This is a genomic window from Achromobacter sp., assembly GCF_050285565.1.
In the GTDB taxonomy this organism is placed as follows: domain Bacteria; phylum Pseudomonadota; class Gammaproteobacteria; order Burkholderiales; family Burkholderiaceae_B; genus Achromobacter.
Map to the genome: position 1 here is coordinate 39,827 of NZ_JBLZXG010000008.1, position 18,098 is coordinate 57,924.

General features: G+C 67.5%; 14 protein-coding genes. 13 read left to right on the top strand and 1 reads right to left on the bottom strand.

The window, feature by feature from the left end:
* Nucleotides 1–169 precede the first annotated feature (169 nt).
* From siaA to ACN6O8_RS17790, 12 genes are all read left to right on the top strand, one after another.
* A complete protein-coding gene (gene siaA, locus ACN6O8_RS17735; RefSeq protein WP_427992326.1) occupies nucleotides 170–2,164 on the top strand; it encodes a biofilm regulation protein phosphatase SiaA in 1,995 nt (664 codons plus the stop codon).
* A gap of 23 nt (nucleotides 2,165–2,187) precedes the next feature.
* Nucleotides 2,188–2,727: a biofilm regulation protein kinase SiaB gene (siaB, locus tag ACN6O8_RS17740; protein WP_427992327.1), complete on the top strand. Its 540-nt coding sequence runs from the start codon at nucleotides 2,188–2,190 to the stop codon at nucleotides 2,725–2,727.
* Between the two features lie 39 nt (nucleotides 2,728–2,766).
* Nucleotides 2,767–3,144 carry a biofilm regulation phosphoprotein SiaC gene (gene siaC, locus ACN6O8_RS17745; protein WP_427992328.1) on the top strand — a complete coding sequence of 126 codons (378 nt, stop codon included), beginning with the start codon at nucleotides 2,767–2,769 and terminating at the stop codon, nucleotides 3,142–3,144.
* On the top strand, nucleotides 3,141–3,938 hold the full coding sequence (gene siaD / locus ACN6O8_RS17750) for a biofilm regulation diguanylate cyclase SiaD (protein ID WP_427992329.1): 798 nt from the start codon (nucleotides 3,141–3,143) through the stop codon (nucleotides 3,936–3,938). Before siaC ends, siaD begins: the two co-directional genes overlap by 4 nt.
* A gap of 39 nt (nucleotides 3,939–3,977) precedes the next feature.
* Nucleotides 3,978–6,554 (top strand): sensor domain-containing protein, encoded by a 2,577-nt coding sequence (locus ACN6O8_RS17755; protein ID WP_427992330.1) that lies wholly within the window; start codon nucleotides 3,978–3,980, stop codon nucleotides 6,552–6,554.
* Nucleotides 6,555–7,355: 801 nt separating this feature from the next.
* Entirely contained in the window at nucleotides 7,356–9,707 is a 2,352-nt protein-coding gene (locus ACN6O8_RS17760; protein WP_427992331.1) for a bifunctional salicylyl-CoA 5-hydroxylase/oxidoreductase, read from the top strand.
* Nucleotides 9,704–10,495: an SDR family NAD(P)-dependent oxidoreductase gene (locus ACN6O8_RS17765; RefSeq protein ID WP_427992332.1), complete on the top strand. Its 792-nt coding sequence runs from the start codon at nucleotides 9,704–9,706 to the stop codon at nucleotides 10,493–10,495. The genes ACN6O8_RS17760 and ACN6O8_RS17765 overlap by 4 nt, the downstream gene beginning before the upstream one ends.
* 40 nt (nucleotides 10,496–10,535) lie before the next feature.
* Nucleotides 10,536–11,393 (top strand): enoyl-CoA hydratase family protein, encoded by an 858-nt coding sequence (locus ACN6O8_RS17770; protein ID WP_427992333.1) that lies wholly within the window; start codon nucleotides 10,536–10,538, stop codon nucleotides 11,391–11,393.
* A 2-nt stretch (nucleotides 11,394–11,395) separates the two neighbouring features.
* Nucleotides 11,396–12,565: an acyl-CoA dehydrogenase family protein gene (locus ACN6O8_RS17775; protein WP_427992559.1), complete on the top strand. Its 1,170-nt coding sequence runs from the start codon at nucleotides 11,396–11,398 to the stop codon at nucleotides 12,563–12,565.
* Nucleotides 12,566–12,623: 58 nt separating this feature from the next.
* Nucleotides 12,624–14,264 (top strand): AMP-binding protein, encoded by a 1,641-nt coding sequence (locus tag ACN6O8_RS17780; RefSeq protein ID WP_427992334.1) that lies wholly within the window; start codon nucleotides 12,624–12,626, stop codon nucleotides 14,262–14,264.
* 23 nt (nucleotides 14,265–14,287) lie between these two features.
* Nucleotides 14,288–14,713 carry an acyl-CoA thioesterase gene (locus ACN6O8_RS17785; protein ID WP_026384894.1) on the top strand — a complete coding sequence of 142 codons (426 nt, stop codon included), beginning with the start codon at nucleotides 14,288–14,290 and terminating at the stop codon, nucleotides 14,711–14,713.
* A 52-nt stretch (nucleotides 14,714–14,765) separates the two neighbouring features.
* Nucleotides 14,766–15,170, top strand: a complete 405-nt coding sequence (locus tag ACN6O8_RS17790) for a RidA family protein (RefSeq protein ID WP_006388562.1) — start codon at nucleotides 14,766–14,768, stop codon at nucleotides 15,168–15,170.
* Between the two features lie 475 nt (nucleotides 15,171–15,645).
* Here ACN6O8_RS17790 and ACN6O8_RS17795 read toward each other — a convergent pair whose 3' ends face one another.
* Complete coding sequence (locus ACN6O8_RS17795) at nucleotides 15,646–16,632, bottom strand: AraC family transcriptional regulator (protein ID WP_427992335.1); 987 nt, start codon at nucleotides 16,630–16,632, stop codon at nucleotides 15,646–15,648.
* 262 nt (nucleotides 16,633–16,894) lie between these two features.
* On the opposite strand from ACN6O8_RS17795, the gene ACN6O8_RS17800 reads away from it, so the two are divergent.
* Complete coding sequence (locus ACN6O8_RS17800) at nucleotides 16,895–18,079, top strand: ABC transporter substrate-binding protein (RefSeq protein WP_427992336.1); 1,185 nt, start codon at nucleotides 16,895–16,897, stop codon at nucleotides 18,077–18,079.
* Nucleotides 18,080–18,098 lie beyond the last annotated feature (19 nt).

Below are 18,098 nucleotides of genomic sequence, written 5' to 3' on the forward strand. Positions count from 1 at the left end.
AAACGCAATAAACGCGGGGTTTGCCCGAATCGGCCGGCAATAGGCTGACCTTTGGCAAATCCGCGCGTTTACGCCTGTTTCCATTCATCCCGGGGTTCTCTACACTTAGCGCGCCGTGCGTACCGCGTGGATGCGTCACGTCTTATCAAGCTGTCAGGGAAGACTTCGCATGGCGAAATGGGGTTTGCGCAAAAAATCATTGATGGCGCTGTTGCTGGCGTGCCTGGTCGCGCTGGCGCCGGCCGCGCTGATCGGCTGGCAGGTGCTGGACGGCGTGCGCGACCACTTCGGCCGCGCCTTCGCCGACAACTTCACGCAGTTGAACCGCCAGCGCATTCTGGCGCCGGTGTCGCGCGAGCTGGCGCTGTCGCAGCGCCTGGCCGACAGCGAGGTGACGCGCCGCTGGCTGCGCAACGAGAGCGATCCGGCCGCGCGCGAGCTGTTCTTCCGCGAGGCCGACGGCTATCGCCGCGACCTGCTGGGCCGCGCCTACTTCATCGCCAGCGCGGCCACCGGCCACTATTACTTCAACGATGACCAGCCGCTGTCGGAAGCGCCGCGCTACACGCTCAGCCGCGAGGCGGCCGACGATGGCTGGTTCTACAACTCGCTCAAGTCAGGCGCGCGCTACAACATCAACGTCAACCCGGATCTCAAGCTCAAGACCACGCGGGTCTGGATCAACGTGCAGGTGCGCGACGGCGACAAGGTCATCGGCCTGACCGGCGCCGGTCTCGATGTGGGCGGCTTCCTGCGCGACTTCGTCAACAGCGGCCAGCCGGGCGTGACGCCCATCATCGTCGACGAGGACGGCGCGATCCAGGCGCACATGGATCCGACGCTGATCGCCTACAACTCGGGGGCCGGCGGCGCCGACGGTGCCAATGGCCGCGGCAGGGTGTTCAACCTGGTCGACCCCGGCAGCGGCCGCGACGCGCTGCGCTCGGCCCTGCACGCGGCCCAGGCCGATCCGCAATCGGTGCAGTCGGCGTGGGTCTCGATCGACGGGGTGCGCCAGTTGGTGTCGGTGGCCTACATGCCCGAGCTGCGCTGGCACGTGCTGACGGTGGTCGACCTGGGCGCGGCCCGGGTGCTGGACACCGACTGGCTGTGGCCGGCCGCGATCGGCCTGGTGCTGCTGTTCGCGGCCCTGCTGCTGTGCTTCGGCTACGCCATCGAGCGCCTGATGCTGGGGCCGCTGCGCCGTCTGCAGCAGTCGGCCCGCGCCATCGCCAACGGCAGCTACGACGTGCGTCTGCCGCCGGGCGGGCAGGACGAGATCGGCGATCTGAGCCGCGCCTTCGGCGTGATGGCCGACAAGGTGCGCCAGCACACCGCCGAACTCGAGAGCAAGGTGCGCGAGCGCACTTGCGCCCTGGAAGACGCCAACCGCGCCATGGCGGCCGCGCACAAGAAGATCGGCGATTCCATCGACTACGCCAGCCTGATCCAGCGCGCCATCCTGCCCGACCGCCAGCTGACCCAGTCGCTCGGCGCCCACCATTTCGTGCTGTGGAAACCGCGCGACGTGGTCGGCGGCGACTTCTACGTGTTCCGCTCGGACGGCGCCAACTGCCTGCTGGGCATCATGGACTGCGCCGGCCACGGCGTGCCGGGCGCCTTGATGACCATGCTGGCGCGCGCCGCCATCGACCTGGCCATCACCGAGGCCGGCCCGGCTGACCCGGCCGGCATCCTGACGCGCACCGACAGCGCCATCCGCGCCATGCTCGCCGACGCGCAGTTGCCGCGCGCCCTGGCCACCAACACCGACGCGGGGCTGGTATATATTGACCGCCAATCCGGCAGCCTGCGTTATGCCGGCGCCAAGATCAGCCTGTACGCCAGCGACGGCGAGGCCCTGCGGGAAGTGCCGGGCGGCAAGCGCGCGCTGGGCGACAAGCGGGTCGGCACTTACCAGAACATCGAGTTGCGCATGGAGCCGGGTTGGACGTATTACCTGGCGACCGACGGCTTCCTGGACCAGGCCGGCGGCGAGCATGGCTTCGGCTTCGGCAACACGCGTTTCGCCGAAATGCTCAAGAGACACGCGCGGCAGCCGTTAACCGACCAGGCGGCGGCCTTTACCGAAGCCCTGGCCCGATACCAGGGTGAAAGGCCGCAGCGCGACGACATTACCTTGTTGTCTTTCCGTTTCGAATAATCGTTATCAGGGCGGTAACTCCCATGAATGCCTCCGATCTCTACGCCTTGGGCGAGCGGTTCGACCAGAATCGAACGCTGTTGTGCTTCAACGGGCCGATCTCCCGCAGCCTGATCGAGGAAATCGGCAATGCGCTGAAGAACTACCTGAACGCCGAACACGCGCGGCCGGCCGAAGCCATGGACGTGTTCTCGGTCTATATCGAGATGATCCAGAACATCCGCCAGTACGCCGCGCAGAATGGCGACGCCGACGCCTGCGCCACCGTGGTGATCGGGCGCCGCGACGAAAGCCGTTACGTGGTGTCGGCCGGCAATCTGGTCAAGACCGAGGACGGCCGCTGCCTGGTGGCGCGCATCCAGCAGTTGGCCGCGCTGGACAAGGCCGCCCTGAAGGCGGAATACAAGACGCAGTTGCACAAGCCGCGCGCGCCCGGCGTCGCCTCGGGCGCGGGCCTCGGCCTGATCGATATCGCGCGTCGCGCCGGCGCGCCGCTGGAAGCCAGCCTGACGCCCGCGGCGGGCGAGGGCCGGGCCTTCTTCAGCCTGAGCGTCGTGATCTGACCGGCGCGCCCGAGCCTTAGACCATTTTCGGAGTCATTGATGAAAGACCTAGACATTCCCGGGACCCAGTCCACGCCCGCCATCACTGCCGACGCCGCCGCCGGCGTGCTGGTGATGCGCGGCGACTCCTACCCCGAGAACTCCTTCGAATTGTTCGGCCCCGTGATCGAGTGGGTGGAAGCCTATCTGCTCAGCGGCAGCGCGCCGCTCAACCTGGAACTCGAACTGCTGTATCTGAACACCAGCAGCATCAAGTCCGTGATGGACATCTTCGATCTGCTGGAAGCCGCCCACGCCAAGGGCCGCAGTGTCAGCGTGACCTGGTTCTACGACATGCGCAATGAGCGCGTCGGCGAACTGGCCGAGGAATTCAAGGAAGACTGCTCCTTCCCGTTTTCGGTCGTCGGCCGCCAATGAAGCCCGGCAACGCCGAGCTGGACGAACGCATCGCCGCCCTGCTGGCGGATCCGGCCTACGCCGGGCACCCCTTGCGCGATGCCTTGCAGGACCTGTGGCGGCACACCACCGAGCAGATGGCGCGGATCGAGCGCATCACCCACCTCTCGGACGCCTATCAGTCGATGGCGCACCAGCGCGAAATGGGGCTGTGCGAGCAGTTCGACCGCCAGTTGCGGCGGCTGGCGCGCATTGCGCGCATCTCCGATCACTACCAGAGCATGATGCGCGACCTGAACGCGACACTGGAAGAGACCTCGCGCCGCGATCCGCTGACCGGGTTGCTGAACCGGCGCGCCCTGATGGAGATGATCAAGCAGGAGGTGCAGCGCGCCGCCCGCGGCGGCCAGGCCTTCGTGGTCGCCATGCTGGACGTTGACCACTTCAAGGCGGTCAACGACCGCCATGGCCACGAGATCGGCGACCGCGCCCTGGTCGAACTGGCCGGCGCCATGCGCGACAGCCTGCGCGAATACGACCTGTGCGGCCGCTGGGGCGGCGAGGAATTCCTGGTGTTGCTGCCGGCGACCCCGCCCGAGACGGCGCAGGGCGTGATGGACAGGCTGGTTGGCGCGGTTCGCGGTCTGGCCATCGAAGTCGGCGCCGAGGTGCTGCGCCTGACCGTCAGCATTGGCATGGCCTATCACCAACTCGGAGAGACCTTTTCGGAAACGCTCAGCCGGGCGGATGAGGCCTTGTATCTGGCCAAGCAGGGCGGACGTGATCGTGTCGCACTTGGCTTTCCCCGGCGCTGAATGAACCCGGAACCGCAGTCTTCCGGTATGGAGCTCCTTATGCTTGATTCTCATCCAGGCGGTTCGATCGTGGCCCCGCATGGCGCCGCGTGGCAGGTGAGCAACTATCTGGCGACGATGGACCGGGCGTTGCTGCTGTTCGACTTCGACGCCGCCGGCTTCCTCCTGAGCGCGAACGACAACTTCCTGGCCGCGCTGGACTACAACCGCGCCGATATCGCCGGCCTGCGCCATGACTTACTGTGCGACAGCATGGACGAAGGCAAGGGCATCGCCAGCGCTGAACAGATCTGGACCCGGCTGCGCCGGGGCGAGTTCTTCTCGGGCACCTGCCGCTATCTCAAGCAGGGTGGCGCGTCGTTGTGGATCGAGGCTACCTATCTGCCGATGCGCGACGAAAGCGGCGAGGTGCGCCGCATCGCGGTGATCTCGCGCCGTTCGATCGCCGATGCCGAACGCCAGGAGGAAATCCGCCTGCTGTTGCTGGGCATCAACGAAACCGGCAACGCCGTGGCCGTGTCCGGCCGCGACGGCCGCATTGTCTATGTCAACGATGGTTTCCAGCGCATGCTGGGTTTCTCGCGCGCCGATGCGCGCGACCAGGAACTCGGCGAATTGCTGGCCGGCGGGCGCCCCGACGGCGGCACGCGCGAGGAACTGGACCGCCGCATCGCCTGCCGCGAGGGTTATCACAAGGACGTGCTGGTCTACGACCGGGCTGGCAAGCCGCTGTGGGTGTCGGTGATGGCCAACTCGGTGTTCGACGAGCGCGGCTCGCTGGTCAACATCGTCGATGTGCTGACCGACATCACGCCCACCAAGGTGCACGAGGTCTTGCAGCGCCGGGTGCTGCAGGCGATGGTGAATGAAGCCTCGGTGGTCGAGGTGATGAACATGGTCTGCCGCGAGGTCGAGCGCCTGGCGCCCGAAGTCGCGGCCACCGTGCTGCGGGTGGACGAGGCGGGCAAGCTGCGGCCGCTGGCGTCGCCGAGCATGCCGCCGGCGTACAACGAAGCCCTGGATGGCATGACCATCGGCCCGCAGGTGGGCGCCTGCGGCACGGCGGCGTTCCTGGGCCGGCCGGTGATCGTGCCCGATATCGCCACCGACCCGCTGTGGGACGACTATCGCCACCTGCCGCTGCCGGAGGACATCAAGGCCTGCTGGTCCTCGCCGATCAAGTCGAGCGACGGCCGGGTGATTGGCACGTTCGGCTTCTATTTCCGCGAGCGCCGCCTGCCGGACGATTTCCATCACCGGCTGGTCGATGTGTGTGTGTATTTGTGCGCCCTGGCGCTGGAGCGTGAAGAGGCCCGCGCGCGCATCCGCCAATTGGCGTTCTACGACGAACTGACCGGGCTGCCGAACCGCAACCTGCTGCTGGCGCAGGCCGAGCAGGCCATCGCCCGCGCCGAACCGGAGCGCAAGCGCGTGGCGGTGCTGTTCCTAGACCTGGATCGTTTCAAACAGGTCAATGACACGCTCGGCCACCCCATCGGCGATGCGCTGCTGCGCGACATCGCCCAGCGCCTGCGCCGCCTGGCGCGCGCCACGGATATCGTCGGCCGCCTGTCGGGTGACGAGTTCGTGATGCTGATGCCTGATTTCGAGCACGGCCGCCTGACGGCGGCGGCCGAGCACATCCTGGTATCGCTGGCGCAACCGTTCGTGGTGGGCGGCGTCACGCTCAATCCATCGGTGAGTATCGGCATCAGCGTGTTCCCGGAGAACGGCCGCGACATGGATACGCTGCTGCGCCACGCCGACATGGCGATGTATCAGGCCAAGACGGCCGGGCGCAACCGCATTTCGTTCTTCAGCGCGGAGATGAATCGCCAGGCCCAGGAACGCCTGGCGCTGGAAGCGGCGCTGCGCGACGCGCTGGAGGGCCGCGCGCTGCGGCTGCATTACCAGCCGCAGGTGGGTCTGAGGAACGGCAGCCTGTACGGGGTGGAAGCGCTGGCCCGTTGGCGCCATCCGACGCTGGGCGAGATCTCGCCGGCCCGGTTCGTGCCCTTGGCCGAGGAGTGCGGACTGATTGGCGACCTGGGCGACTGGGCGGTGCGCGAGGCCTGCTCGCAATTGTCCATTTGGCGGCATAACGGGCTGCGGGTGCCGTCGGTGTCGGTCAACCTGTCGGCGACCAATTTCCACAATCTGAACCTGCCGCGCATGATCGCGGCGACGCTGGCGGAGTTCGGGCTGGTGGCGTCGGATCTGATGCTGGAGATCACCGAAGGGGTGGTGCTGGACGCGACGGCGGGCACGCTGCGCACGATCGCGGAGCTGCATCGCCTGGGGGTACGGCTGTCGATGGACGACTTCGGCACGGGCTATTCGAGCCTGGGTCACTTGCGGCGGCTGATCGTGGACGAGCTGAAGCTGGATCGCAGTTTCGTTCAGGGCCTGGAGAGCGATGACGCGGCTCGGGCGTTGACGAGCGCGGTGATCCGGATCGGGGAGAGCCTCAGTCTGCCGGTGGTGGCCGAAGGGATCGAGAATGAGGAGCAGCGGCGCTTTCTGATCGAGCAGGGGTGCGCGGCGGGGCAGGGGTTTCTGTTTTCGCCGCCGTTGCCGGCCAACGATCTTGAGGGGTGGTTGCGGGCGCGGGGGTGAGGCTTGCTTGCGTCGAAGCGGGTTCTTGAGGCGCGCGTGGCGGGGTCGGTGGGGGCTGGCGGGGCTCCGATTGCGGTCCGGAGCGTTCGCTCCGGACTTCCCCTTCGTCATCCTCGTCCGCCTTCGGCTCCCTACGGATTCCCTCGGGCGCATCTACACGCCCCGCCATCCCCCACCGACCCCGCCACGCGCTCGCGATGAGACGTAATGACGGTCTCTGGGGCGAGCGGTGTGCTTGGCGTTTGGGCGCACAGCGGGGTGGAGGGTAGGGTCTTGCGGGGCCCGCCGCAAGCCGGCCGCGCGGGCGGCCTTTTGCGGCTTACGTGGTGTCTTGCGTCGGGATGATGACGCTCGCGCGTGTGGGGGGGCGCAAGCCGGCGCTATTGCGTGGCTGCCGGCACCACGACTGTTGTCGGCGGCGCAAGCGCTCGTCACGCGCAAGCCAGTCCCCACCGCGCCGCCATTACCGCCTCCCCCTTCGGAGCGGAGTCACTAGAAAACCGCTCGCCGCCAGCGCGCAGCGCAACCACCACACTTTCAGATGCACAGATGCCCGGCGTGGCCGCCCGCGCGGCCGAGGGGCGGCCTGCGAAGCTCAATCCCGCTGCAAGCCTCCACCAACCGCCCCAACGGCCACCCTCCCGCGCACATCAAGCCCGTCCCCAGAAATCACCCCCCCCACGTTTCCCCCATTTGCGATCCTCCCATTCCAGGTATATATTTCAAGCCTAAACTATCAAGGCCTAAAAATAGCAGCGACCCTCCCAGCTTCCGGGCCGCACTTCTTGGAGCGTTACGGCAATGAAAATCGTATGCATTGGTGGTGGTCCCGCCGGCCTGTACTTCGGCCTGCTGATGAAGCTGCAAGATCCGGCCAACGAAGTCACCGTGATCGAGCGCAACCGGCCCTACGACACCTTCGGCTGGGGCGTGGTGTTCTCGGACGCCACCATGCAGAACCTGCGCGAAGCCGATCCGGTTTCCGCCCAGACCATCGGTGACGCCTTCAACCACTGGGACGACATCGACATCCATTTCAAGGGCCGCAGCATCCGCAGCGGCGGCCACGGCTTCATCGGCATCGGCCGCAAGAAGCTGCTCAACATCCTGCAGGCGCGTTGCGAAGACGTTGGCGTCAAGCTGGTGTTCGAGAACTTCGTGCAGGACGACCAGGCCATCGCGCGCCAATACGACGCCGACCTGGTCATCGCCTCGGACGGCATCAACAGCCAGATCCGCACCCGTTACGCCGACACCTTCCACCCGGACATCGACCAGCGCCGCTGCCGCTTTGTCTGGCTCGGCACCAAGAAGGTGTTCGACGCCTTCACCTTCGCCTTCGTGAAGACCGAGCACGGCTGGTTCCAGGCCCACGCCTACCGCTACGAAGACGGCATGTCGACCTTCATCGTCGAGACGCCCGAAGAAACCTGGCAGGCCGCCGGCATCGAGCAGATGAGCCAGGAAGAGGGCATCGCCTACTGCGAGAAGCTGTTCGCGCCGTGGCTCGATGGCAACGCGCTCATCAGCAACGCCGCGCACCTGCGCGGCTCGGCCATCTGGATCCGCTTCCCGCGCGTCATCTGCAACACCTGGGTCCACTGGAACCAGCTGGAAACCAGCCGCGGCAAGCGCGCCGTGCCGGTGGTGCTGATGGGCGACGCGGCGCACACCGCGCACTTCTCCATCGGCTCGGGCACCAAGCTGGCGCTGGAAGACGCCATCGAACTGGCGCGCTGCCTGAGCGGCGCCGAAGGCAGCGTCGAGCGCGGCCTGAAGCACTACGAGGAAGTGCGCAGCGTCGAAGTGCTGAAGATCCAGAACGCCGCCCGCAACTCCACCGAGTGGTTCGAGAACGTGGCGCGTTACGCCGAACTCGAACCCGAGCAATTCGCCTATTCGCTGCTGACCCGCTCGCAGCGCATCTCGCACGAAAACCTGCGGCTGCGCGATCCGGCCTGGCTGGAAGGCTTCGAGCGCTGGATCGCCGAGCATGCGGGCGCGCAGGCGCCGGCGGGCCAGCGGCCGCCGCTGCCCATGCTGACGCCGTACCGGGCACGCGGCGTGACGCTCAAGAACCGCATCCTGGTGTCGCCGATGGCCATGTATTCCTGCACCGACGGCGTGCCGGGCGACTTCCACCTGGTGCACCTGGGCGCGCGCGCCATGGGCGGCGCCGGCCTGGTGATGGTCGAAATGACCTGCGTCTCGCCCGACGGCCGCATCACCCCGGGCTGCCCGGGCCTGTGGAACGACGCGCAGCAGCAGGCCTTTGCCCGCATCGTCGGCTTTGTCCACGGCAACAGCGACGCCCGCATCGGCGTGCAGTTGGGCCATGCCGGCCGCAAGGGCTCGACCCAGCTGGGCTGGCAGAAGATCGACCACCCGCTGGCCGAAGGCAACTGGCCGCTGCTGTCGGCCTCGGCGCTGCCGTACATCGAAGGCGTGTCGCAGACGCCGCGCGCCATGACGCGCGCCGACATGGACGACGTGCGCGACAACTTCGTGGCCGCCGCCCGCCGCGCCCAGGCCGCCGGCTTCGACTGGCTCGAACTGCACTGCGCCCACGGCTACCTGCTGTCCAGCTTCATCTCGCCGCTGACCAACCGGCGCGACGACGAATACGGCGGCAGCCTGGAAAACCGCCTGCGCTTCCCGCTGGAAGTGTTCCGCGCGGTGCGCGCCGTCTGGCCCGAGGACAAGCCGATGTCGGTGCGGATCTCGGCCAGCGACTGGGTCGAGGGCGGCATCACCCCCGATGACGCTGTCGAGATCGCGCGCCATTTCAAGGCCGCCGGCGCCGACATGATCGACTGCTCGTCGGGCCAGGTCAGCAAGGACGAAAAGCCGGTCTACGGCCGCATGTTCCAGACCCCGTTCGCCGACCGCGTGCGCAACGAGGCCGGCATCCCCACCATCGCGGTGGGCGCCATCTTCGAGGCCGACCACGCCAACGGCATCATCGCCTCGGGCCGCGCCGACCTGTGCGCGCTGGCCCGTCCCCATCTGGCCGACGCCTCCTGGACGCTGCGCGAAGCGGCCCGGGTGGGCTATCGTGATGTGGCCTGGCCGAGCCAGTACTTCGCCGGCAAACGCCAGTTGGAAACCAATTTCGAACGCGCCGCCGCCATGGCGCAACTGGACATCAAATGAGCCCGTCCTCCCTTCCCCTGGCCGGACGCCACGCGCTGGTGACGGGCGGCGCCCGCGGCATCGGCCTGGCCAGCGCCCGCGCGCTGCTGGCGCGCGGCGCCCGCGTCACGCTGCTGGGCCGCGACGGCGGCGCGCTGGAGGCGGCCGTCGACAGCCTGGCCAGCCTGGGCCAGGTGCAGGCGGTCAGCGCCGATATCGCCGACGAGGCCTCGGTGCGCCAGGCCTTCGCCCAGGCCGAGGCCGAACTCGGGCCGGTGCTGGTGCTGGTGAACAACGCCGGCCAGGCCGTCAGCCAGCGCTTCGATCGTACCGATGCCGCGCTGTGGCAGTCGATGCTGGCGGTCAACCTGACCGGCACTTTCCACTGCATCCAGGCCGCCTTGCCCGGCATGCTGGCCGCCAAGTGGGGCCGCGTCATCAACGTGGCCAGCACCGCCGGCCTGATCGGCTATGCCTACGTCAGCGCCTACTGCGCGGCCAAGCACGGTGTGATCGGCCTGACCCGCTCGCTGGCGCTGGAGACGGCGCAGAAGGGCGTCACCGTCAACGCCGTCTGCCCCGGCTACACCGAGACCGACATCGTGCGCGGCGCGGTCGCCAATATCGTCGAGAAGACCGGCATGACGCCGGAAGCCGCCCGCGCCAAGCTGGCCGAGCGCAACCCGCAGGGCCGCCTGGTGCAGCCCGACGAAGTGGCCGAGACGGTCGCCTGGCTGGCGCTGCCGGCTGCCGCGTCCATCAACGGCCAGGCCATCGCCGTCGACGGCGGCGAAGTGATGACCGGCTGAGCCGGCCCGACCAACCCCACGATTCCAGAACGGAGACAGCATGAGCACGCAGCCCGAAGAGCACACCATGAAGCACCACAAGCGCCCGCTGGCCGGCTACCCGGCGCGCACGTTCCTGTGGCAGGTGTCGGCCGACGGCAAGGTCGCCACCATCACGCTCAACCGCCCCGAGCGCAAGAACCCCCTGACCTTCGATTCCTACGCCGAGTTGCGCGACCTGTTCCGCGCGCTGGTGTACGCGACCGACATCAAGGTGGTGGTGGTGACGGGCGCCGGTGGCAACTTCTGCTCGGGCGGCGACGTGCACGAAATCATCGGGCCGCTGACCAAAATGAGTATGCCCGAGTTGCTGGACTTCACCCGCATGACGGGCGACCTGGTCAAGGCCATGCGCGCCTGCCCGCAGCCCATCGTGGCGGCGGTGGACGGCGTCTGCGCCGGCGCCGGCGCGATGGTGGCGCTGGCCAGCGACATGCGCCTGGGCACGCCGGCCGCGCGCACGGCCTTCCTGTTCACGCGGGTGGGCCTGGCGGGCGCCGACATGGGCGCCTGCACGCTGCTGCCGCGCATGATCGGCCAGGGCCGCGCCTCCGAACTGCTGTACACCGGCCGCGCCATGACGGCCGAGGAAGGCGCAAGCTGGGGCTTCTTCAACGCCCTGCATGCGTCGGACGCGCTGATGGACGCCGCCGCCAAGCTGGCCGCGCAACTGGCCGCGGGCCCGACCTTCGCTCACGGCGTGACCAAGAAACTGCTGCACCAGGAATGGAACATGGGCGTGGACGAGGCCATCGAGGCCGAAGCCGAGGCCCAGGCGATCTGCATGCAGACGCGCGATTTCCATCGTGCCTACGAGGCGTTCGTCGCCAAGCAAAAACCCGTCTTCGAGGGGAACTGATGATGCGCGACGCAAGCTGGCTCGACTGGCCGTTCTTTGACGACGCCCATCGCAAACTGGCGCATGAGGTCGACGGCTGGTGCGAGAGCGCCCTGGGCCACGTCGACCACCACGATGCCGACGCGGCCTGCCGCAAGCTGGTCAAGGCCATGGGCCAGGCCGGCTGGCTGCGCTATGCGGTCGCCGGCGGCCCCGGCGGCGCCTGGGGCGGCGCGCTGCCCGAGGTGGATTCGCGTTCGGTCTGCATCCTGCGCGAAACCTTCGCGCGCCACGAGGGCCTGGCGGACTTCGCCTTCGCCATGCAGGGCCTGGGCAGCGGCGCGATCTCGCTGATGGGTTCGGACGCGCTGCGTCAGCGCTACCTGCCGCGCGTGGCGGCCGGCGAGGCCATCGCGGCGTTCGCGCTGTCGGAACCGGACGCCGGCTCGGACGTGGCCGCGCTGGCCTGCGAGGCCCGGCTGGATGGCGACCACTACGTGCTCAACGGGGCCAAGACCTGGATTTCCAACGGCGGCATCGCCGACTTCTACTGCGTGTTCGCCCGCACCGGCGAGGCGCCGGGGGCGCGCGGCATCAGCGCCTTCGTGGTGGATGCCGACACGCCGGGGTTCGAGGTCTCGGAGCGCATCGAGCTGATCGCGCCGCATCCGCTGGCCACCATCACCTTCGAAAACTGCCGCATTCCGGTGTCGCAGCGGTTGGGCGAAGCGGGGCAGGGCTTCAAGCTGGCCATGATGACGCTGGACATCTTCCGCGCCTCGGTGGCCGCGGCGGCGCTGGGCTTTGCGCGCCGCGCGCTGGACGAAGGCCTGGCGCGCGCCAAGTCGCGCCGCATGTTCGGCCAGACCCTGGCCGACCTGCAACTGACGCAGGCCGCGCTGGGCGACATGGCCACCGCCATCGACGCCTCGGCGCTGCTGACCTACCGCGCCGCGTGGATGCGCGACGTGCAGAAGCAACGCACCACGCGCGAAGCGGCCATGGCCAAGATGACGGCCACCGAATCGGCGCAGACCGTGATCGACCGCGCGCTGCAGATGTTCGGCGGCGCGGGCGTGGTGTCGGGGATGCCGGTGGAGAAGCTTTACAGGGAAATCAGAGCGCTGCGTATCTACGAAGGCGCCACGGAAGTGCAGAAGTTGATCATCGCCCGCGAACTGCTGAAAGCCTGAAGAAGCCATCGAGCTTGCGCTTTCGGCACAACCACACCGCACCAGCAAGGGGAATTGCATGGAAGTATCCGCCCACATCGACACCTTCGCCCGGGACAATCTGCCCCCGGGCGAACAATGGCCAGAATTCCTGCTGGACGGCCCGGACGTGGCCTATCCCAAGCGCTTCAATTGCGCGGTGGAACTGGTGGACGCCATGGTCGAGCGCGGCCATGGCGAGCGCATCGCGTTGCGCTGGGCGCAGGACGGCAAGCCGGCCGCCATGACCTACCGCGAGCTGGCCGGGTTGACCAACCGCATCGCCCGCGTGCTGGTCGAGGACATGAAGCTGGTGCCGGGCAACCGCCTGCTGCTGCGCGGCCCCAACAACCGGATGATGGCCGCTTCGTGGCTGGCCGCCATCAAGGCCGGCCTGGTGACGGTGCCGACCATGCCGCTGCTGCGCGCCAAGGAGCTTAAGCAGATCATCGACAAGGCGCAGATCCAGGCGGTGCTGTGCGACGTGCGCCTGAAGGAAGAGGCGCAGTTCTGCGCCCAGCCGGACCACGAGCATCATTGCCCGGGCCTGGCGCAGATCATGTATTTCAATGACGCCGCGCCGGATGCGCTGGACGCGCTGGCCGCGGGCAAGCCGGACGACTTCAAGGCTTGCGACACGGCCGCCGACGACGTCTGCCTGATCGCCTTCACCAGCGGCACCACCGGCGCGCCCAAGGGCTGCATGCATTTTCACCGCGACGTGCTGGCGATGTGCGACCTGTTTCCCAAGCACGTCATCAAGCCGGGCCCGGACGATATTTTCTGCGGCACGCCGCCGCTGGCGTTCACTTTCGGCCTGGGCGGATTGCTGTGTTTTCCGCTGCGGGTCGGCGCCAGCACCGTGCTGGCCGAGCGCCTGACGCCGGACAGTCTGTTGCAACTGATCCAGGATTTCCGCGCCACCATTGTCTTCACCGCGCCCACGTTCTACCGCCAGATGGCGGCGCTGGTGGGCAAGTTCGACCTGTCCTCGCTCAAGAAGAGCGTGTCGGCCGGCGAGGCGCTGCCGGATGCGACGCGGCAGTTGTGGAAGCAGGCCAGCGGCATCGAGATGATCGACGGCATCGGTGGCACGGAGATGATCCACGTGTTCGTCTCCAGCCCGCCCGAGTCGGTGCGCCGCGGCGCCATCGGCCGGGTGGTGCCGGGCTACATCGCGCAGATCGTGGACGACGACATGAACCCGGTGCCCAACGGCACGGTGGGCCGCCTGGCGATCAAGGGGCCGACCGGCTGCCGCTACCTGGCCGACGAGCGCCAGCGGCGCTTCGTGCAGAATGGCTGGAACCTGCCGGGCGACACCTTCGTGCAGGATGACGACGGCTATCTGTTCTACCAGGCGCGCAACGACGACATGATCGTCTCGGCCGGCTACAACATCGCCGGCCCCGAGGTCGAGGACGCGCTGCTGCGCCATGAGGCGGTGGCCGAATGCGGCGTGGTCGGCGCGCCCGACGAGGAGCGCGGTCAGTTGGTCAAGGCCTTCGTGGTGCTCAAGCCGGGTTTTGAACCGAGCGACGCGCTGGTGGCGCAGATGCAGCAGTTCGTCAAGGCCAATATCGCGCCCTACAAGTATCCCCGCGCCATCGAGTTCGTGTCCGCGCTGCCGCGCACCGAGACGGGCAAGCTGCAGCGTTTCGCGCTGCGCAAGATGGCGTGATTTTTTTGCATCAAGGAAATGCCATGGCAGCACCTTTCATCAGCCAGGTCGAAGTCCGCTTCCGTCATTGCGATCCGGCGGGCATCGTTTTCTATCCTCGCTATTTCGAGATGATCAATGACTTTGTCGAGGAATGGTTCGACAAGGGCATGGGGCTGCCATTTCACGCGCTGCACGTGGAGCGCCACATTGGCACGCCGATGGCGTCGGTGACGTGCGATTTCAGCGCGCCGAGCCGCTGGCACGAGAAGCTGCGCCAGACGCTGCAGGTGCAGCGCATCGGCGGCGCGTCGTTCAAGGCGCTGGTGCGGTTCGAGGGGCCGGACGGGCAGTTGCGGCTGTCGGCGACGCTGACGATCGTGACGGTGGACCTGCGCACGATGAAGTCGATGCCGTTGCCGGCGGATCTGCGCGAGCGCATGCAGGATTATCTGGTTGCCGCCGAGTGAGTTCGGCGGGGGCCACCCTGGTGTTTGTTTTTTGAAAATAGGATGAGACGTTATGAAGATTCTGCAACCGCCGGATTGGATGGCGCCGCGGGGCTATTCGAATGGGATCCTGACCGAGATGACGGTGGGGAGCAAGCTGGTGTTCGTGGGCGGGCAGGTGGGCTGGAACGGGCAGCAGCAGTTCGAGTCGGATGATCTGGCCGATCAGGTGCGGCAGACGTTGGCCAACATCGTGGCGATTCTTGCCGAGGGTGGGGCCAGGCCTGAGCATATCGTTCGGATGACGTGGTATGTGACGGACAAGGATGCCTATGTGGCGGCTTATCCGGAGATCGGCAAGCATTATCGTGAATTGATCGGGCGGCATTTTCCGGCGATGACGGCGGTGGAGGTGGCGGATCTGGTGGAGGATCGGGCCAAGGTGGAGATTGAAGTGACGGCTGTTGTGCCGGCTTGAATGTGGGCCGGCCTGGCGGGTGATGCGCGCTGGGTTGGGTTCTTTAGCCGCGGGTGACGGGGCAGGCGGGGGATGGCGGGGCTACGATTGCGGTCCGGAGCCTTCGCTCCGGACTGCCCCTTCCTCATCTTCGTCACAGCCTTCGGCTGTTCCTTCAGATTCCGTCGGGCGCATCTACACGCCCCGCCATCCCCCGCCTGCCCCGTCACCCGCTCACGATGAGAATTAATGGCGGATGCCGGGGAGGGCGCGTTTCTTGGCGTTCTTGGCGGCGGTAATTCTTGTTCAGAGCAGTTTGCGGGGCCCGCTTCAAGGCGGCCGCGCGGGCGGCCTTTTGAAGCTTACGTGGTGTCTTGCGGGGGCGGCTGACGCTGCGCGCTTGCGGTGGTCGCGTTATCACGTATGTGTTGATTTAACTACGTTAGTGGTTATGTGCCCGTGGCTGCGGGTTTGGCGCATGGCGCCAGGTGGCTGGCTATTTGCCGGCCTGGAACGTTTCGCGGGGCAGTTCGCCGAAGCGGTCGCGGTAGTACTCGGAGAATCTGCCCAGGTGGCTGATGCCTACGGAGACGGCCACCTCGGTCACGCTTTCGCAGGCGCCTTGCCGCAGTTTTTCGCGGGCGGCGTCCAGGCGCAGGACGCGTAGCGCCTGCATGGGGGTGGTTTCGCGGTGTTGTTGGAACAGGCGTGTCAGCGCGCTGGGGCTGGCGCCGGCGCCGCGGGCGATGTCGGTGAGGGTCAGGGGGGCCGACAGGTGGGCGCGCATGTAGGCTTCGGCCTGGGTGATGCGGCGGGGCAGGGCGGGGGCCAGGCCGGCGTGGCGTTGCCAGGTGTTGGGCTGGTTGTAGAGCAGGTGCAGGAGCAGCGTGTCTTCCAGGTGTTCGAGCCAGGCGGCGGGGGGCCTTGGGGCGCCGTCGTCCAGGGTGGGCAGCAGGTGGATCAGGCTGGTCATCATGCTGCGCCAGGCGGCGCCGACGGGGGTGTCCAGGCGCAGGGCGGGGCTGAAGTCCAGCGGGCGGGCGGCGGCGTCGCCGAAGACGCGGTGGCCGATGGCTTCGAGCTTGCCGCGCGGGATCTTCAGCAGCAGTTGTTCGCAGCCGGCTTCCCAGTGCAGTTTCAGGGCGCGGTTGGGGGCGATGACGGCGGCGCAGTCGGGGTGGGCGTCGACGCAGTCGGCGCCGCACTCGATGCGGGCACGGCCGCGTAGCGGCACCTGCACCAGCATGAAATCCTGCAGGCGGTCGGGTTCGATGTGGACTTCGGCGCCGTAGCGCAGCGTACAGACGCTCAGGGCGCCGAAGCGGGCGCGGTTCAGTTCGGCGTCGACGCGGCCGCCCTTCCAGGTCAGGCGATGATCTTTGAGCGCCTCGGAGACGCGCTCGCGGGTTTCGGCGGGCTGGGTGGAACTGAAGACGCGTCGTTTGAGCAATGGCGCCAGCTCGATGCGGGACCAGCCGTGCATGGATGCCTCCGGGACGGGAACGCTCCCGTATCGCCGTCGAGCGTAATGCAATCGTCAAGCGTTTGGAATTAAGTGAATCCCGGATAGGCGTGGGCCGATTCGGATAGAGCGGGGCGCGCGCCGGCCCTAAGCTGGGGGTTGTTGGAAGGCCGCGCCGTGGCGCGTAAGCTGGCAGTTTTCATCGGTGGCAGGGTGTACCGACGGCAGACGGATTCTGTCAGCATTGCGCCGGCGGCGCCGGCGGCTATCTGGGGAATGGCTCATGAATGGAAAACGGTGGCGCCTGGGCGCGCTGGGGGCGTTGGCGGCGGCCTGTATGACGGTGGCGACGGGCGCGGCGGCGGCGGACAGGATCAAGGTGGGGCTGCTGACCACGCTGTCGGGGCCGGGCGCGGCGCTGGGCAACGAGATCCGCGACGGCTTCAATCTCGCGCTGCAACATACGGGCGGCAAGCTGGGCGGGCTGGCGGCCGAGGTGGTGGTGGCCGATGACCAGCAGAAGGCCGACGCCGGCCGCCAGGCGGTCGAACGGTTGCTCAAGCGTGACAAGGTCGATGTCATGACCGGCATCGTGTTTTCTAACGTGCTGCTGCCGGTGATGCCGGCCATCCTGCAGTCGGGCACCATCTACCTCAGCACCAACACCGGCCCCGAGAACTATGCCGGCGCCGGTTGCAATCCGAATTTCTTCGCGGTGGCCTGGCAGAACGAGGACATCCCGGCGGCCATGGGCAAGTATGCCGCCGACCAGGGCTTCAAGCGGGTGGCGCTGATCGCGCCGGATTATCCGGGCGGGCGCGAGTCGCTCAACGGCTTCAAGCGCCTGTACAAGGGCGGGCTGTCTGAGGAGATCTACACCCAGTTGGGCCAGCTCGATTATGGCGTGGAGATCACGCGGCTGCGCGCCAGCAAGCCGGACGCCGTGTTTTTCTTCCTGCCGGGCGGCATGGGCGTGAACTTCATTAAGCAGTTCAATGGCGCCGGCCTGGGCAAGGACATCGCGCTGCTGGCGCCCGGTTTCTCGGGTGACGAGGACACCATCGCCGCGGTGGGCGCGCCGATCGAGGGCCTGCACAACTCGTCGCAATGGGCCGCCGACCTGGACAACCCCGCCAACCGCAAGTTCGTCGAGGATTTCAGGAAGGCCTACAACCGCACCCCCACGCTCTATGCCTCGCAGGGTTACGACGCCGCCATGCTGTTGGACAGCGCGGTCAGGCAGACCGGCGGCAAGCTGGGCGCCGACGCGCTGCGGCCGGCGCTGCGCCGCGCCGATTTCAAGTCGGTGCGCGGCGACTTCACCTTCAACCGCAATCAGTACCCGATCCAGAACTACTACCTGCGCACGGTCGTCAAGGGCGCGGACGGCAAGCTGGCCAACAAGCTGTCGGGCACGCTGCTGACGCAATATCACGATCCGTTCGCCGCCGCCTGCCAGATGAAGTAGGCCGGGCAACGCAAGCATC

Bases quoted from the DNA above. Each gene is read 5' to 3' on its own strand.
- siaA (WP_427992326.1), top strand. From the start codon at position 170: ATGGCGAAATGGGGTTTGCGCAAAAAATCATTGATGGCGCTGTTGCTG.
- ACN6O8_RS17790 (WP_006388562.1), top strand. From the start codon at position 14,766: ATGAAGATTCTGCAACCGCCGGATTGGATGGCGCCGCGGGGCTATTCG.
- siaC (WP_427992328.1), top strand. From the start codon at position 2,767: ATGAAAGACCTAGACATTCCCGGGACCCAGTCCACGCCCGCCATCACT.
- ACN6O8_RS17765 (WP_427992332.1), top strand. From the start codon at position 9,704: ATGAGCCCGTCCTCCCTTCCCCTGGCCGGACGCCACGCGCTGGTGACG.
- ACN6O8_RS17760 (WP_427992331.1), top strand. From the start codon at position 7,356: ATGAAAATCGTATGCATTGGTGGTGGTCCCGCCGGCCTGTACTTCGGC.
- ACN6O8_RS17800 (WP_427992336.1), top strand. From the start codon at position 16,895: ATGAATGGAAAACGGTGGCGCCTGGGCGCGCTGGGGGCGTTGGCGGCG.
- ACN6O8_RS17775 (WP_427992559.1), top strand. From the start codon at position 11,396: ATGCGCGACGCAAGCTGGCTCGACTGGCCGTTCTTTGACGACGCCCAT.
- siaB (WP_427992327.1), top strand. From the start codon at position 2,188: ATGAATGCCTCCGATCTCTACGCCTTGGGCGAGCGGTTCGACCAGAAT.
- ACN6O8_RS17795 (WP_427992335.1), bottom strand. From the start codon at position 16,632: ATGCACGGCTGGTCCCGCATCGAGCTGGCGCCATTGCTCAAACGACGC.
- siaD (WP_427992329.1), top strand. From the start codon at position 3,141: ATGAAGCCCGGCAACGCCGAGCTGGACGAACGCATCGCCGCCCTGCTG.
- ACN6O8_RS17770 (WP_427992333.1), top strand. From the start codon at position 10,536: ATGAGCACGCAGCCCGAAGAGCACACCATGAAGCACCACAAGCGCCCG.
- ACN6O8_RS17755 (WP_427992330.1), top strand. From the start codon at position 3,978: ATGCTTGATTCTCATCCAGGCGGTTCGATCGTGGCCCCGCATGGCGCC.
- ACN6O8_RS17780 (WP_427992334.1), top strand. From the start codon at position 12,624: ATGGAAGTATCCGCCCACATCGACACCTTCGCCCGGGACAATCTGCCC.
- ACN6O8_RS17785 (WP_026384894.1), top strand. From the start codon at position 14,288: ATGGCAGCACCTTTCATCAGCCAGGTCGAAGTCCGCTTCCGTCATTGC.